This window comes from Marmoricola sp. RAF53, assembly GCF_052114005.1.
In the GTDB taxonomy this organism is placed as follows: Bacteria; Actinomycetota; Actinomycetes; order Propionibacteriales; family Nocardioidaceae; genus Marmoricola.
In genome coordinates this window covers 25,357-37,651 of record NZ_JBFRDX010000020.1, presented here as the reverse complement: position 1 = coordinate 37,651, position 12,295 = coordinate 25,357, and the positions used below count along the sequence as shown (strand labels likewise).

Annotated in this window: 17 protein-coding genes; 12 read left to right on the top strand and 5 right to left on the bottom strand. The window is 71.8% G+C overall.

Translation table 11 applies throughout. The features are described from left to right. Positions 1 to 2: 2 nt before the first annotated feature. Positions 3 to 956: a 2,3,4,5-tetrahydropyridine-2,6-dicarboxylate N-succinyltransferase gene (gene dapD, locus AB4Y76_RS16355; RefSeq protein ID WP_441927154.1), complete on the bottom strand. Its 954-nt coding sequence runs from the start codon at positions 954 to 956 to the stop codon at positions 3 to 5. 129 nt (positions 957 to 1,085) lie between these two features. On the opposite strand from dapD, the gene AB4Y76_RS16350 reads away from it, so the two are divergent. Genes AB4Y76_RS16350 through AB4Y76_RS16320 form a run of 7 tightly spaced genes read left to right on the top strand, consistent with a single transcriptional unit; the run spans position 1,086 to position 5,511 of the window. Next, positions 1,086 to 1,373, top strand: coding sequence for a hypothetical protein (locus AB4Y76_RS16350; RefSeq protein ID WP_441927152.1), 288 nt, complete (start codon positions 1,086 to 1,088; stop codon positions 1,371 to 1,373). Between the two features lie 60 nt (positions 1,374 to 1,433). Further along, positions 1,434 to 2,153 carry a VOC family protein gene (locus AB4Y76_RS16345; RefSeq protein ID WP_441927150.1) on the top strand — a complete coding sequence of 240 codons (720 nt, stop codon included), beginning with the start codon at positions 1,434 to 1,436 and terminating at the stop codon, positions 2,151 to 2,153. A 59-nt stretch (positions 2,154 to 2,212) separates the two neighbouring features. Further along, positions 2,213 to 3,304 carry a succinyl-diaminopimelate desuccinylase gene (gene dapE, locus AB4Y76_RS16340; protein ID WP_441927148.1) on the top strand — a complete coding sequence of 364 codons (1,092 nt, stop codon included), beginning with the start codon at positions 2,213 to 2,215 and terminating at the stop codon, positions 3,302 to 3,304. 14 nt (positions 3,305 to 3,318) lie between these two features. Next, positions 3,319 to 4,029 (top strand): TIGR00730 family Rossman fold protein, encoded by a 711-nt coding sequence (locus tag AB4Y76_RS16335; RefSeq protein WP_441927223.1) that lies wholly within the window; start codon positions 3,319 to 3,321, stop codon positions 4,027 to 4,029. Then, positions 4,026 to 4,337: a DivIVA domain-containing protein gene (locus AB4Y76_RS16330; protein ID WP_441927147.1), complete on the top strand. Its 312-nt coding sequence runs from the start codon at positions 4,026 to 4,028 to the stop codon at positions 4,335 to 4,337. The genes AB4Y76_RS16335 and AB4Y76_RS16330 overlap by 4 nt, the downstream gene beginning before the upstream one ends. Continuing rightward, positions 4,334 to 4,750 carry a hypothetical protein gene (locus tag AB4Y76_RS16325; protein ID WP_441927145.1) on the top strand — a complete coding sequence of 139 codons (417 nt, stop codon included), beginning with the start codon at positions 4,334 to 4,336 and terminating at the stop codon, positions 4,748 to 4,750. The genes AB4Y76_RS16330 and AB4Y76_RS16325 overlap by 4 nt, the downstream gene beginning before the upstream one ends. After that, a complete protein-coding gene (locus AB4Y76_RS16320; protein ID WP_441927144.1) occupies positions 4,750 to 5,511 on the top strand; it encodes a M14 family zinc carboxypeptidase in 762 nt (253 codons plus the stop codon). Before AB4Y76_RS16325 ends, AB4Y76_RS16320 begins: the two co-directional genes overlap by 1 nt. Positions 5,512 to 5,548: 37 nt before the next feature. On the opposite strand, the gene AB4Y76_RS16315 is transcribed toward AB4Y76_RS16320, so the two are convergent. Then, on the bottom strand, positions 5,549 to 6,340 hold the full coding sequence (locus tag AB4Y76_RS16315) for an enoyl-CoA hydratase-related protein (RefSeq protein ID WP_441927142.1): 792 nt from the start codon (positions 6,338 to 6,340) through the stop codon (positions 5,549 to 5,551). Then, the gene (locus tag AB4Y76_RS16310; RefSeq protein ID WP_441927140.1) at positions 6,337 to 7,158 is read right to left on the bottom strand and encodes a PaaX family transcriptional regulator; all 822 of its coding nucleotides are present in this window, start codon (positions 7,156 to 7,158) and stop codon (positions 6,337 to 6,339) included. The genes AB4Y76_RS16315 and AB4Y76_RS16310 overlap by 4 nt, the downstream gene beginning before the upstream one ends. A 128-nt stretch (positions 7,159 to 7,286) precedes the next feature. On the opposite strand from AB4Y76_RS16310, the gene AB4Y76_RS16305 reads away from it, so the two are divergent. From AB4Y76_RS16305 to AB4Y76_RS16295, 3 genes are all read left to right on the top strand, one after another. Beyond that, positions 7,287 to 7,454 carry a DUF3117 domain-containing protein gene (locus AB4Y76_RS16305; protein ID WP_136594384.1) on the top strand — a complete coding sequence of 56 codons (168 nt, stop codon included), beginning with the start codon at positions 7,287 to 7,289 and terminating at the stop codon, positions 7,452 to 7,454. 80 nt (positions 7,455 to 7,534) lie between these two features. After that, the gene (locus AB4Y76_RS16300) at positions 7,535 to 9,028 is read left to right on the top strand and encodes a leucyl aminopeptidase family protein (protein WP_441927138.1); all 1,494 of its coding nucleotides are present in this window, start codon (positions 7,535 to 7,537) and stop codon (positions 9,026 to 9,028) included. Further along, positions 9,025 to 9,330, top strand: coding sequence for a hypothetical protein (locus AB4Y76_RS16295; RefSeq protein ID WP_441927137.1), 306 nt, complete (start codon positions 9,025 to 9,027; stop codon positions 9,328 to 9,330). Before AB4Y76_RS16300 ends, AB4Y76_RS16295 begins: the two co-directional genes overlap by 4 nt. A gap of 6 nt (positions 9,331 to 9,336) precedes the next feature. On the opposite strand, the gene AB4Y76_RS16290 is transcribed toward AB4Y76_RS16295, so the two are convergent. Beyond that, positions 9,337 to 9,714, bottom strand: a complete 378-nt coding sequence (locus AB4Y76_RS16290; protein WP_441927135.1) for a DUF4190 domain-containing protein — start codon at positions 9,712 to 9,714, stop codon at positions 9,337 to 9,339. An 81-nt stretch (positions 9,715 to 9,795) separates the two neighbouring features. On the opposite strand from AB4Y76_RS16290, the gene AB4Y76_RS16285 reads away from it, so the two are divergent. Then, on the top strand, positions 9,796 to 10,245 hold the full coding sequence (locus tag AB4Y76_RS16285) for a hypothetical protein (RefSeq protein WP_441927133.1): 450 nt from the start codon (positions 9,796 to 9,798) through the stop codon (positions 10,243 to 10,245). Positions 10,246 to 10,436: 191 nt separating this feature from the next. Next, positions 10,437 to 10,856 carry a hypothetical protein gene (locus AB4Y76_RS16280; RefSeq protein ID WP_441927132.1) on the top strand — a complete coding sequence of 140 codons (420 nt, stop codon included), beginning with the start codon at positions 10,437 to 10,439 and terminating at the stop codon, positions 10,854 to 10,856. Between the two features lie 23 nt (positions 10,857 to 10,879). Here the strand turns inward: AB4Y76_RS16280 and AB4Y76_RS16275 are convergent, their stop codons facing one another. Continuing rightward, positions 10,880 to 12,196 (bottom strand): DUF222 domain-containing protein, encoded by a 1,317-nt coding sequence (locus tag AB4Y76_RS16275; RefSeq protein ID WP_441927130.1) that lies wholly within the window; start codon positions 12,194 to 12,196, stop codon positions 10,880 to 10,882. Positions 12,197 to 12,295 lie beyond the last annotated feature (99 nt).

Sequence of the window (12,295 nt, the reverse complement as noted above, 5' to 3'; positions counted from 1 at the left end):
CGCTAGTTGTTGTGCAGGTCGGCGTTGAGGGCGATGCCCTCGGACTGCCACGGGACCGCCTCGACGGCACCGCTGACCGAGTTGCGGCGGAACAGGACGTGGTCGGCGCCGGACAGGTCGACGGCCTTGAGGACCTTCTCGCCGTCGGCGTCCTTCACGGTCACCTTGGTGCCCGCGGTGACGTAGCAGCCGGCCTCGACGACGCAGTCGTCGCCGAGCGAGATGCCGATGCCCGCGTTCGCGCCGAGCAGGCAGCGCCGGCCGATCGAGATGACCTGGTTGCCGCCGCCCGACAGCGTGCCCATGATCGAGGCGCCGCCACCCACGTCGGAGCCGTCGCCGACCACGACGCCGGCCGAGATCCGGCCCTCGACCATCGAGGCGCCGAGCGTGCCGGCGTTGAAGTTCACGAAGCCCTCGTGCATGACCGTGGTGCCCTCGGCCAGGTGTGCGCCCAGCCGGACGCGGTCGGCGTCGGCGATGCGGACACCGGTCGGGACGACGTAGTCGGTCATCCGCGGGAACTTGTCGATGCCGAAGACCTGGACCGGGCCCTCGGCCCGGAGGACGGCGCGGACCTCTTCGAAGCCGGCCACCGCGCACGGACCGCGGTCGGTCCAGACGACGTTGCTGAGCAGCCCGAAGAGCCCGTCCAGGCTCTGGCCGTGCGGCGCCACCAGGCGGTGGCTGAGCAGGTGCAGGCGGAGGTAGGCGTCGCTGGCGTCGGCCGGAGCGGCGGCGAGCCCGATGGAGCGGAGCACGACCTCGGTGTGCACCCGGCGCGCCTCGTCCTTGCCCTCCAGGGCGGTCAGGAACTGGGGCGCCTCGACCCCCTCGGGGGCCTGGCCGAGAGCCGGGCTCGGGTACCAGGTGTCGAGGGTCGCACCGTCCGCGGCGATCGTCGCGAGACCGAAGCCCCAGGCGTGCGTGGGGGAGGGGGAAGGAGGCGTCGACATGTCGGTCAGGCTACCCGGCGGACCTGACCCGGCCGTGCCATGGTCCGTCCGCCAGAACAGGTCTAGCGTCCGAATTGGGCACCAGCGCACCAACCTTGGTCACCCGCACACCAACCGAAGGAGGCCGTCATGGCCTACGGAGTCGTGCACCACTTCGCGGGAGGTACCCGCGAGCAGTACGAGGCGTCGATCGCCGCGGTCCACCCGACGCCGGACACGCTGCCCGAGGGGCAGCTCTTCCACGCCGCCGGGCCCTCCGGGGACGGCTGGAGCATCATGGCCGTCCACGATTCCCAGGAGAGCTGGGAGAAGTTCCGCGACGAGATCCTGATGCCGACGATGCAGGCCGGGATCGAGGGCGGTTTCGCGGCGCCCCCGGAGGAGTCGACGATCGACGTCTACAAGCTGATGCCGTAGTCGTCCGCCCTCGTCGTCCGGGCCGGGCAGCTTGTCGGCGCCCCGTGGCAGGGTGCAGGCATGAGCGCACCGACAGCCCGCTTCAAGGAGCTCTGCCTCGACAGCCACTCGGTCGACGGAGGTGATGCGAACGCGCTCAGCCGGTTCTGGGCGGCCGCCGCCGGGCTCGGGCTGAGCGATCCCGGCCCAACCGCGGACTGGGTCGACGTGGTCGGTCCCGAGGAGGGGCAGGGGATCTCGGTGAGCCCCGTCCCCGAGCCGAAGACCGTGAAGCATCGCGTGCACCCCGACGTCAGCGTCGCGGACGTCGGCGAGCTGCTGGCGCTCGGCGCGACCGTCGTGCGGGAGCCCGACGCGGAGATCCACTGGACCGTGATGGCCGATCCCGAAGGGGGCGAGTTCTGCGCGATGGTGCAGCCGCCGGAACGGCTGGCCGACTACCGGATCTTCGAGCTCGTCGTCGACTCGGTCGATCCCGAGGCGAGCGCCCGCTGGTGGGCCGGGGTCTTCGGGGTCGAGGCGCAGAACGACGGCCGGCCGTGGTGGTGGTTCACCGGGGTGCCGGGCTTCCCGAGCACTGCCGTCGCCCCGTTCTGGGCGATGGTCTTCGCGCCGGTGCCCGAGCCGAAGACCGTGAAGAACCGGTGGCACTGGGACGTCTACGGCGACGTCGATGACTTCATGGCCCGCGGAGCGACCGTGCTCTGGGAGCTGCCGCGCTGGACCACGCTCGCGGACCCGGAGGGGAACGAGTTCTGCGTGTTTCCCGGGGTTTCGTGACACGCGCAGAACGCGTTCCTCGACCTCCTCGCTTCGGTCGGACCTGACAGGATGCAGGCATGGTTCTGGACCTGACGGCGGACGTCGTCGACCTCACGGCCGCGCTCGTCGACATCGAGTCGGTGAGCCTCGACGAGAAGGCGATCACGGACGCCATCGAGGCGGCGTTGGCCGGGTGCGCGCACCTGGCCGTGACCCGGATCGGCAACTCGCTGGTCGCGCGCACCGACCTCGGGCACCCCGAGCGGGTCGTGATCGCGGGCCACGTCGACACCGTCCCGCTGAACGACAACCTGCCCTCGCGCAACGACGGCACCTACCTGCACGGCCTCGGCACCTGCGACATGAAGGGCGGCGTCGCGGTCGCCCTCAAGCTCGCCGCCGGGGTGCCCGCGCCGAACCGGGACGTCACCTACCTCTTCTACGAGGGCGAGGAGATCGCCTCGGTGCACAACGGGCTCCGGCTGATCGCCGAGCAGCGCCCCGAGCTCCTCGCGGCCGACTTCGCGATCCTGATGGAACCGTCCAACGCCGGCGTCGAGGCCGGCTGCCAGGGCACCCTCCGCGTCGAGGTCACCACCCGCGGCGAGCGCGCCCACTCGGCCCGGTCGTGGCGCGGGGTCAACGCGATCCACGGCGCCGCCGACGTGCTCAACCGGCTGGCGGCGTACGAGGCGCGCAAGCCGGTCATCGACGGCCTGGAGTACCACGAGGGCCTCAACGCGGTGCTCGTCAGCGGCGGCGTCGCCACCAACGTGATCCCCGACGAGTGCGTGCTGACGGTCAACTACCGGTTCGCGCCGGACCGTTCCGAGGACGAGGCGCTCGCCTTCGTCCAGGACTTCTTCGCCGGCTACGAAGTCGTCGTCACCGACTCCGCGCCCGGCGCGCTGCCGGGCCTGGACCGGCCGGCCGCGAAGGCGTTCGCCGACGCCGTCGGCGGCGAGATCCACCCGAAGTTCGGCTGGACCGACGTCGCACGGTTCAGCACGCTCGACATCCCGGCGGTGAACTACGGGCCGGGCGACCCGGTCTTCGCCCACAAGCAGGAGGAACACGTGCCGCTCGAACAGATCCGTCGCTGCGAGACGGCCCTCCGGTCCTGGCTCGGTGCCGACGAGGGCGTGGCCGGGGAAGGGTCGACCCGGTGAGCGGCCAGCGCCGGATCAGGCGCAAGGGACCGACGTTCCAGCGCGACCAGCAGATCGACGCCTCCACCACCGACCAGCGGCTGCTCGACACCCGCGGGGCGAGCGACTGGCTGCACACCGACCCGTGGCGGGTCCTCCGGATCCAGTCCGAGTTCGTCGAGGGCTTCGGCGCGCTCGCCGAGCTGGGTCCCGCGATCGCCGTCTTCGGATCGGCCCGGACCCCGGCCGACGACCCCTACTACGCGAAGGGCGTCGAGGTCGGCCGCCGGCTGGTCGAGGCCGGGTTCGCGGTGATCACCGGCGGTGGCCCGGGTGCGATGGAGGCGGCCAACAAGGGCGCCTCCGAGGCGGGCGGCACCAGCGTCGGCCTCGGCATCGAGCTCCCCTTCGAGCAGGGCGTCAACGACTACGTGAACCTCGGCATCAACTTCCGGTACTTCTTCGCCCGGAAGACCATGTTCGTGAAGTACGCGCAGGGCTTCATCGTCCTGCCCGGCGGCCTGGGCACCTTCGACGAGCTGTTCGAGGCGCTCACGCTCGCCCAGACCAGGAAGATCACCTCCTTCCCGGTCGTCCTCGTCGGCGTCGAGTACTGGAGCGGGCTGATCGACTGGCTGCGCGACACGGTGCTCGCGAGCGGCAAGATCGCCCAGGCCGACCTGGACGCGCTCGTCCTCACCGACGACCTCGAGGAGGCCGTGCGGATCATGGTGGCGTCGCGATGATGTGGTTCTTCGGCGTGCTGATCGTGCTGGTGATCGGCGCCGTCGTCGTGGTCGCCGTGGGCGAGGGCAAGCCGCTGGCCCGCGTGTACGACGACCGCCGGGACGTGACCGTGCCGGCCGACCGGCCGCTCGACGGCGCCGACCTGCGGGCGGTCCGGTTCACGACCGCGGTGCGCGGCTACCGCGCCAGCGAGGTCGACGCCCTGCTCGACCGGCTGGCGGCGCAGATCGACGGCCTGCCCGGGCCCGACGCCCCGCGTCCGGGGTCCGACGAAGGCGGGACGGATTCTGGCACTCTGGGCCGATGACTCCGGACCGGATCGCGTTCGTCCTGACCGCCCTGGCCGCCGTCGTGGTCGTCCTGACCCGGGTCCGGCTCGCCGCCGGTGACGAGGACGCGGCCGGCCGGTTCGCGGTCCCGCGYGGGCTCGTCAACCTGCACACCGTCGCCGGCACGCTCGCGCTGGTGCTCTGGGGCACCTTCCTGCTGGCCGACGTCCGGACCTGGATCGGCTACGCGGGCCTGCTCTGCTGGTGGGTGACGACCGCGGCGGGCCTGCTGATCCTGGTGCGCTGGCTTCCGGCGCACGGGCGGCACGCCTCCGGACCGGCGTCCGACTCCTGGGGCGACGGGCCAGGACTCTCGGTCCTCGGCCACGTCGGGCTCCTGGTCGGGTCGATCGTCTGGACCTACCTGCTGGTCTCGGGGAAACTGACGTGATGCGTCACCTCTCGGGCAGAACCATCGGTCTGGCTCTCGGACTCGTCCTCGCGACGACCCTGCTCGTCGCGCCCGCCCCGGCGCAGGCGGCCGGGTCGTCGACCAGCGCGGTCATCGGCTCCCGGATCATCGGGCACACCCTGAAGGGACGGCCGATCCGCGCGTACCGGCTCGGCGAGGCGTCCTCGCCGAACAAGGTCGTCTTCCTGGCCACGATGCACGGCAACGAGGCACAACCGGCGCAGATCCTGCGGAACCTCATGGCCGGTTCCGCGATCAAGGGCGCCGACATCTGGGTGGTGCCGAACCTGAACGCAGACGGCAACGCGCGCAACACCCGGCAGAACGCCCGGGGCGTCGACCTGAACCGGAACTACCCGGTGAGCTGGATCCGCCAGAAGGGCCGTTACAGCTCCGGCAGCCGGCCGGCCAGCGAACCGGAGACCCGGTCGCTGATGCGGTTCCTGCGCAACGTGAACCCGCGGTTCGTGGTCTCGTTCCACCAGCCCCTGTACGGCGTCGACACGTCGTACGGGAAGGCGGGGGCCCGGCAGCTCGCGCTGCGGCTCGCGTCGGACCTGCAGCTGCCGAGGAAGGTCTTCAACTGCAACAGCGGCTGCCACGGCACGATGACGCAGTGGTTCAACCGGACGATGCCGGGGGTCGCGCTCACCGTCGAGTACGGCGCCGGGGTGTCGACCCGGCAGGCCGAGCGGACCGGACCGCGGGGGCTGCTCGCCGCGGTCTTCGCGCGCCGCTGAATCTTTCTCAGCGACCTTCGCTGCGCTGAACTCTTTCTCAGCGACCTTCGAAAGTCGCCTTCTCCTTCGCCAGGAACGCCGCCACCGCGCGCCGGTGGTCGCCGCTGGCGCCGGTGAGCGTCATCTTCGAGCCCTCGAACGCCAGCGACTCGCCGAAGTCGTGCGTGGCGGAGAAGTTCACCGACTGCCGGATCGAGGCGTAGGAGAGCGTCGGGCCGGCGGCGAGCTTCGCAGCCAGGCCGGCCACCTCGTCGGCGAGGTCGGCGTCCGGGACGACCCGGGTCGCCAGGCCGAGCTCGAGCGACTCCCCGGAGGTCAGCGTGCTCGGGAAGTACAGCAGCTCCAGGGCCTTGGCCCGGCCGACCAGCCGGGGCAGGGTCCAGGAGGCGCCGGTGTCGCAGGAGAGCGCGACGCCCGGGAAGGCCAGGTTGAAGCCGGCCGACTCGCCCAGGATCCGCAGGTCGCAGGCGAACGCGAGGCTGGCCCCTGCGCCGGCCGCGACGCCGTTCACGGCCGCGATCACCGGCTTCGGCATGTCCGCGAGTGTCGAGACGATCGGGTTGTAGTGCCGCTCGACGGTGGTGAACAGCTCGTCGGTGCTGCCGCTCTCCAGCAGCGCGACGTGCTCCTTGAGGTCCTGGCCGACGCAGAAGGCGCGCCCGGAGCCGGTCAGCACGACGCACCGCACGGAGCTGTCCCCGGCCACCTGGGTGACCGCCGCCAGCAGGGCCTCCTTGGTGGCGATGTCGAGGCTGTTCATCGCCTCGGGGCGCGTGAGCGCGATCGTGGCGACGCCGTCGGTGGTGGTCAGGCTGATCGGCTCGGTCATCTGTCGGCTCCTGTCGGGGTGAGGCACTGGTCGATGAAGCGGGAGGCTGCCGGCAGCAGCCGGGCGGCGTGCTCGTCGAAGAAGGCGGCGGCGCGGTGGCCCGGCCAGTCCGCCGGGAGCAGCACGTCGGGGAGCCCGGGGTCGGAGAAGAGGAACATCCGCCAGCTGTGCAGCAGCTCCGAGCGTACGACGAAGGCGGTCCGGTCGTCCGCGTCGCCGAGCGCCGGCTCGACCTGGCGGGCGGCCTCGTCCAGCCAGGCGGCGTACGCGGCGCCGAGGGCGTCGACGTCGAACGCGGCGAGCAGCCGACCCGCGGGCTCGGCATCGGTCGTGGTCAGCGCGACCACCGCGAGCGACTCCTCGGCGACCAGGGCGTCGGCGCCGGCGGAGGGCCACGGGCTCACCCAGGTGCTGTCGCTGATCGGGGCCAGGCCGAGGAACCGGAGCTGGGTGCGCACCCGCTCGCGCCGGCTGCGCTCGGCGATCGGGGCCAGCACGCGGACGTGCCAGTGGCCGTCCCACGGCTCCGGCCTGGTGCGGTAGATGCGGGCGCCCGCCTCGTCGAGGCGGAGCCGGGCCCGGTCGGTGAGCCGGTACGCCGCCCCGCGCTGGCCGTCCTCCCGCGGCTGCGTCTCGCCGGCCCGCGGCTCGGGGGAGAGCCAGCCCTGCGCGACCATCCGGGAGATGGCGGTCCGGACCGCCGGCGCGCGGATCCCGAGCGGCTCGAGGATGCGGATCAGGGCCGCCACGGGCGCGCTGCCACCACGGCTGAGCAGGTGGTCGCCGTACAGGTCGAACAGCGCAGAACGGGCGTGCACGGGTCCGAGTGTGCCGTACCGGGGTGCCGGCGGATTGTGGGCGCCCGGGCTTGATGGGGAATAATGGTGAGAACAGCGTCACATCTGCGGTGGACGCTCGGATTCACGCTAAGGGAAGAGGTGTGCGCATGGCGGCAATGAAGCCGCGGACCGGCGACGGGCCGCTGGAGGTCACCAAGGAGGGCCGGGGCATCGTGATGAGGGTCCCGCTCGAAGGCGGTGGCCGTCTCGTGGTCGAGCTGAACGCCGAAGAGGCCGGCGCACTCGGTGAAGCCCTCAAGAACGTCGTCGGCTGAGTCCGACCCCAGCTTGCTCTCGGGAAACTGAAGGCCCCGACCCCCACTGCGGGGGTCGGGGCCTTCGGTATTGTCGCCACGTGCCGTTGCCCTCAGCAGTGCCGACGCCGAACTTCACCCTGAGTGCGGCCGCGCCGCGTCGCGAGGCCGGAGCCGTCGCTCTCGCCCTGCTCGACGACGACGGCGCCCTGGAGCTCGGCCCCGGCGCCGCCTCCCTGGCCGACGACCTCGACGCCGACCTGCTGGCGCTGCTCGACCAGGCCGGGGCGAAGGCCGCGGCCGGGTCGGTCACGGCACTCCCGTTCCCCGGGCTCACCCTGTACGCCGTCGGTGTCGGCGGCGCCGGGCCCGACGACCTGCGGAAGGCGGGCGCCGCCCTCGCCCGGGCCGCGACCGGGCACGAGACCGTCGAGTCCGCGGTCCAGGCCGTGGGCGACCAGGCCGGGCTGACCGCGTTCGTCGCGGGGGCGGTGCTGGCGTCGTTCCGGTTCACCATGCGCACCGAGGAGCAGGCCCCCCGGCTCGTGCGCCGCGTCGTACTGGCGCTCGCGGACCCGGCTGCGGACGCCGCTGTCCTCGCCCGGGCGGAGGCGATCGCGGGGGCGAGCTTCCGGGCCCGCTGGCTCGCGACCATGCCGTCCAACGTCAAGTCCCCCGAGTGGCTGGCCGAGCAGGCGCTCGTGCTCGCGGCACCGGGCCAGCTCAAGACGAAGGTGTGGGGGCAGCCGGAGCTCGAGAAGGAGGGCTTCGGCGGCATCCTCGCCGTCGGGCGCGCCTCCGCCTCGCCGCCGCGCCTCGTCCGCCTGGACTACACCCCGAAGAAGCGGCGGGCACCGCACGTCGTGCTCGTCGGCAAGGGGATCACGTTCGACACCGGCGGTCTGTCGATCAAGCCCGGTGAGTCGATGGTCAACATGAAGCGCGACATGACCGGCGCCGCGGTCGTCGCCGCCACCCTCGGCGCGCTGCACCAGGTCGGCTGCCCGGTCCGCGTGACCGGCCTGCTGCCGATCGCGGAGAACTCCATCGGCGGCGACGCGCTGCGCCCCGGCGACGTGATCACGCACTGGGGCGGCCGGACCACCGAGGTGACCAACACCGACGCCGAGGGCAGGCTCGTCCTCGCCGACGCGCTCCGGTACGCCGTCGACGAGATCAAGCCCGACCTGGTCGTCGACATCGCCACGCTGACCGGCGCCATCAAGGTCGCGCTCGGGCTGCACACCGGCGGCTACTTCGCCACCGACGACGCTGCGGCCGCCCACCTGGAACAAGCCTCCCGGGAGTCCGGCGAACGGCTGTGGCGGATGCCGCTCAGCGAGGAGTACGAGAGCTTCCTCTCCTCGAAGGTGGCCGACTCCGACAACGCCCCGGGCCGGGCGCCCGCGATCACCGCCGCGCTCTTCCTCCAGCACTTCACCGGTGGCCTTCCCTGGGTGCACCTGGACATCGCCTCCGTCGGCGACGCCCTCAAGGACAGCGACGAGTGGACGGCCGGGCCCACCGGCTTCGGCGTCCGGCTGCTGCTGCACTGGCTCGGCTCCGCGGACCCGCTGGCAGGGGTCGGCGGATGAGCCCGTCGCAGGAAGCGGAGCAGCACGAGGAGGCCGACGAGCTCGCGGTCGCGGCCGAGGTGCTCGCCGACGCCCGCGAACGGATGATCGCCGCCGACGCGGGCGTCGAGGAGGCCGGCGACGTCGAGGACCCCGTCGTACGGGCCCGGATCGAGCAGCTCCTGGACGCGAGCGCGGCCCTCTTCGTCGTGGCCGAGTCGCTGATCCTCGAGAACGCCCGCCTCCGGGAGAACCTGGAGCTGACCGGGCAGGCCGTGGTCGCGCTCAGCGGCGCGAAGCACAAGAAGCCCAAGAAGAAGTAGCGCGCGTCAGCAGGCCTCGGCGATGGTGGTGCCCGAGGTGGTCGAGCTGCACGTCGCCTCGAAGCCGCTCTGGACCACGCCGCCGAAGATGAACACCACCAGCACGATCAGCGTGGCCAGGCCGCTGAACACCGTGCTGATGATCCCCAGCACGAACCCCGCCTGCGCGCTGGAGCGCCCGCCCAGCCGGCCCTGCGAGGCGTCGATCTCCCTCTTCGCTCTGCTGCCCAGGATGATCGCCGGGATGCCCAGGACGAACCCGCACATCACGATGCTGAGGATGCCGAGCACCAGCGCGGCCGTGGCCGAGCCCGGGGTGCTCTGCGGGGCCGGCGGGTACGCCGGGTACGGGTAGCCCGGGGGCGGGGACTGCGGCTCGGTCATCGGTGCCTTCCTGATCGGTCGGCCGAGTATGGCAGTCCCGAAGGGGTGGAGCGGCGGGTACTGACCTGCCAGAGTTCGGCCGTGAAGATCTTCGTCGTTGTCGCCGCGCTCGTCCTCGTCGCCTCGGGCTGCTCGTCCGACGGCGACGGACCGGAGGCGAAGTCGCTGCCGGCGGAGTCGAGCACGGCACCGGACCCCCGGGACGGCGTGCACTGCCTCCCGGTCGCCGCCAGCACGGTCCAGCGGATTGTGGCGGGCCAGAGGAAGGGGATCCACCTGGTCCCGGGCCGAGCCGTGGCTCTCAAGTCACCCGATGTCGACGGCGTCTACTTCGTCGCCCTGCAGTTCAAGGTCGCCGGTGCCCCCGAGACCCAGCTCGGCGTCTGGGAGATCGAGTCGGCAGTGCTGGACGGCTCCGGGGCGATCCTCGCGACCGACGGCCCCGCACGGCGGTTCACGAGGTGGCCCGCCGCAAGTGTCAGCGCGAGCGACCACAACGTCGGAGAGGTGAAGGCGTGCCAGCTGGTGTGAGGGTCCTGGGCGTCTCGGCTGTCGTTCTTGTCGTGGTGATGGTCGCTGCCGGTTGCTCCAGTACGGACCGCCTGTCCCACAGCTCGGTCCCGGATCCGTCCGGCGACGTCATCGTCTCGAGCCGGTTGCCGGACCGGAACGCGTGGGCGCCGGCACCTAACGACACCACCGCTGACATCCTGCGGACCGCCGTGGAGCACCGCGCCACTGCTCTGAGGATCGAGGTCCGATTCCGACAGTTGCGCACGGGTCAGCTCATCGACGTCTCGGCCTACCTCAAGACCGACGCACACCGCACTCATCCCTGGCAGCTCACCGCGCTGGACGACCGCGGTCAGCAGAGCGTGGACCTCTACGTGTCCGGTGAGTCGCGGTGCCCCGAGGCGACGGCTCGGTTCGACTACGAGCGCAGCACGGTCACCGTCACCGTTCCCCGGGACTGCCTGAAGAACCCGGCCTGGATCCGCGCCGCGGTCATCGGCAGTGCCATGCGGCTGGAAGCTCGACCGAGCGGCCGCGATGCCGACGCGGTCTGGGAGGACGACGCGTACGCACGGGGGTATGACGGCACGCCGGGGCGGACGTGGGGTCCGAGGTTGTACCGCCCGTGACCGGGCTACAACAGGATCGGGCGTCAGTGGGGTGGGTCGACGGGTCTCGGGGTGAGTTGTCGGGTGCCGGTCTGGTCGCGGAGGTAGGTGTAGCCGGCTGGTGATCGCCAGCGGTAGGAGCCGGGTCTCTGGATTTCGTAGTGCCAGCCGGCGTGGGTTTTGAGGCGGTGGTGGTGGCGGCAGAGGGCGGCGAGGTTCGAGGTCCGGGTCTGGTCGGTGCCGCCGTCGGGGTCGTAGGGCTCGATGTGGTCGAGGTCGCAGGCTCTCGCGTTGCGGGTGCAGTAGGGGAACACGCAGGTGCGGTCTCGGAGGATGACTTGTTCGCGGAGCCGGTCGGAGGGCTGGTAGGCCGTGGTCGCGAGTTCTTCGTTGAGGTCGATCACGGGGCGGAGGGTGATGTGGGCGCCGGGTGCGTTGAGCCAGTCCTGGATCTGTTCCTGGGAGATCAGGTGGGGGCCGCGGTTCTCCAGGCGGCCGAAGGGGTCGCGGGGGTCGAGGTGGAGGTAGAGGGTGATGGGGCGGCGGGGGGCTGGTGGTGCGGTTGCTTCTTGGCTTGCGGGGTTTCGAGACGGCCGCTGCGCGGCCTCCTCAACCAGCGAGGAGGAGGGCAGCGGCAGTTCGCCGCGGGCCAGGTTCCCCAGGGCTTCGGCCCGGCGGGCATCGAGGGAGGCTTCGGAGCCCCATTCCTTGAGCTGAGCCGCGTCGGCGGAGAGGCGGGCGTCGAGGTCGAGGGCATCGACCAGGTCGAGCTCGCCGTGGATCAGGGAGGTGCCTTCGAAGGAGACCTGGTGGTGGTCCACGGTCACGTGGCGCTGGTCGGCGCGACGTTCGGCGATCTCGCGGGCGGTCTGGGGCATGAACGTCGCGATCGCTGCGTCGACCAGCCGGTCTGTCTCCGCCGCCCCGATCCGGTGGGCGAACCGCGCGACCTGCGCATCGACGTACGCTGCCGCGTCCATCGACAGGTGCAGGGTCTTGGAGGCGATCAGTCGCGCTCGCCACACCTTCAGGGTGCCGGTGGTGATGCGGTGCCAGACCCGGGGCAGCCGGTGGGCGATCTCCACGGCTTCGGCGATCAGCGCCCGACCGGAGCGGTCCGACATCCCGAGCGCGGCGCTGAACTCGGTGACACAGAAGTTCGAGACCAGCGGTGCGCCCTCGCCCGCCAGCGGGATCGGGGAGTCGCCCCAGGTCGCCGCGAAGTCCGGGTCGGAGACTGTGTGTTGTGCTGCCCAGGCGACTGCCTGCACGAGCAGGCCGACCTCGGCAGCATCAGCTTCGGCACGAAAGCGGCGTGCGGCGGTCAGCGCCGCTGCTGCGTCGAGGGTGCCGGTGGTCATGAGATGAATCTACGGACCTGGACCGACAGTCTTGGTATCGGAATTCGCCTTGTCCACAGGGAAATTCGGGGGCGGCTGCGAGGACGGGCCATGCCTGGC

What these genes read in the sequence shown, in the direction of transcription:
- dapE (WP_441927148.1), top strand. Translation starts at nt 2,213, where the DNA reads ATGGTTCTGGACCTGACGGCGGACGTCGTCGACCTCACGGCCGCGCTC.
- dapD (WP_441927154.1), bottom strand. Translation starts at nt 956, where the DNA reads ATGTCGACGCCTCCTTCCCCCTCCCCCACGCACGCCTGGGGCTTCGGT.
- AB4Y76_RS16315 (WP_441927142.1), bottom strand. Translation starts at nt 6,340, where the DNA reads ATGACCGAGCCGATCAGCCTGACCACCACCGACGGCGTCGCCACGATC.
- AB4Y76_RS16330 (WP_441927147.1), top strand. Translation starts at nt 4,026, where the DNA reads ATGATGTGGTTCTTCGGCGTGCTGATCGTGCTGGTGATCGGCGCCGTC.
- AB4Y76_RS16275 (WP_441927130.1), bottom strand. Translation starts at nt 12,196, where the DNA reads ATGACCACCGGCACCCTCGACGCAGCAGCGGCGCTGACCGCCGCACGC.
- AB4Y76_RS16345 (WP_441927150.1), top strand. Translation starts at nt 1,434, where the DNA reads ATGAGCGCACCGACAGCCCGCTTCAAGGAGCTCTGCCTCGACAGCCAC.
- AB4Y76_RS16350 (WP_441927152.1), top strand. Translation starts at nt 1,086, where the DNA reads ATGGCCTACGGAGTCGTGCACCACTTCGCGGGAGGTACCCGCGAGCAG.
- AB4Y76_RS16320 (WP_441927144.1), top strand. Translation starts at nt 4,750, where the DNA reads ATGCGTCACCTCTCGGGCAGAACCATCGGTCTGGCTCTCGGACTCGTC.
- AB4Y76_RS16305 (WP_136594384.1), top strand. Translation starts at nt 7,287, where the DNA reads ATGGCGGCAATGAAGCCGCGGACCGGCGACGGGCCGCTGGAGGTCACC.
- AB4Y76_RS16290 (WP_441927135.1), bottom strand. Translation starts at nt 9,714, where the DNA reads ATGACCGAGCCGCAGTCCCCGCCCCCGGGCTACCCGTACCCGGCGTAC.
- AB4Y76_RS16295 (WP_441927137.1), top strand. Translation starts at nt 9,025, where the DNA reads ATGAGCCCGTCGCAGGAAGCGGAGCAGCACGAGGAGGCCGACGAGCTC.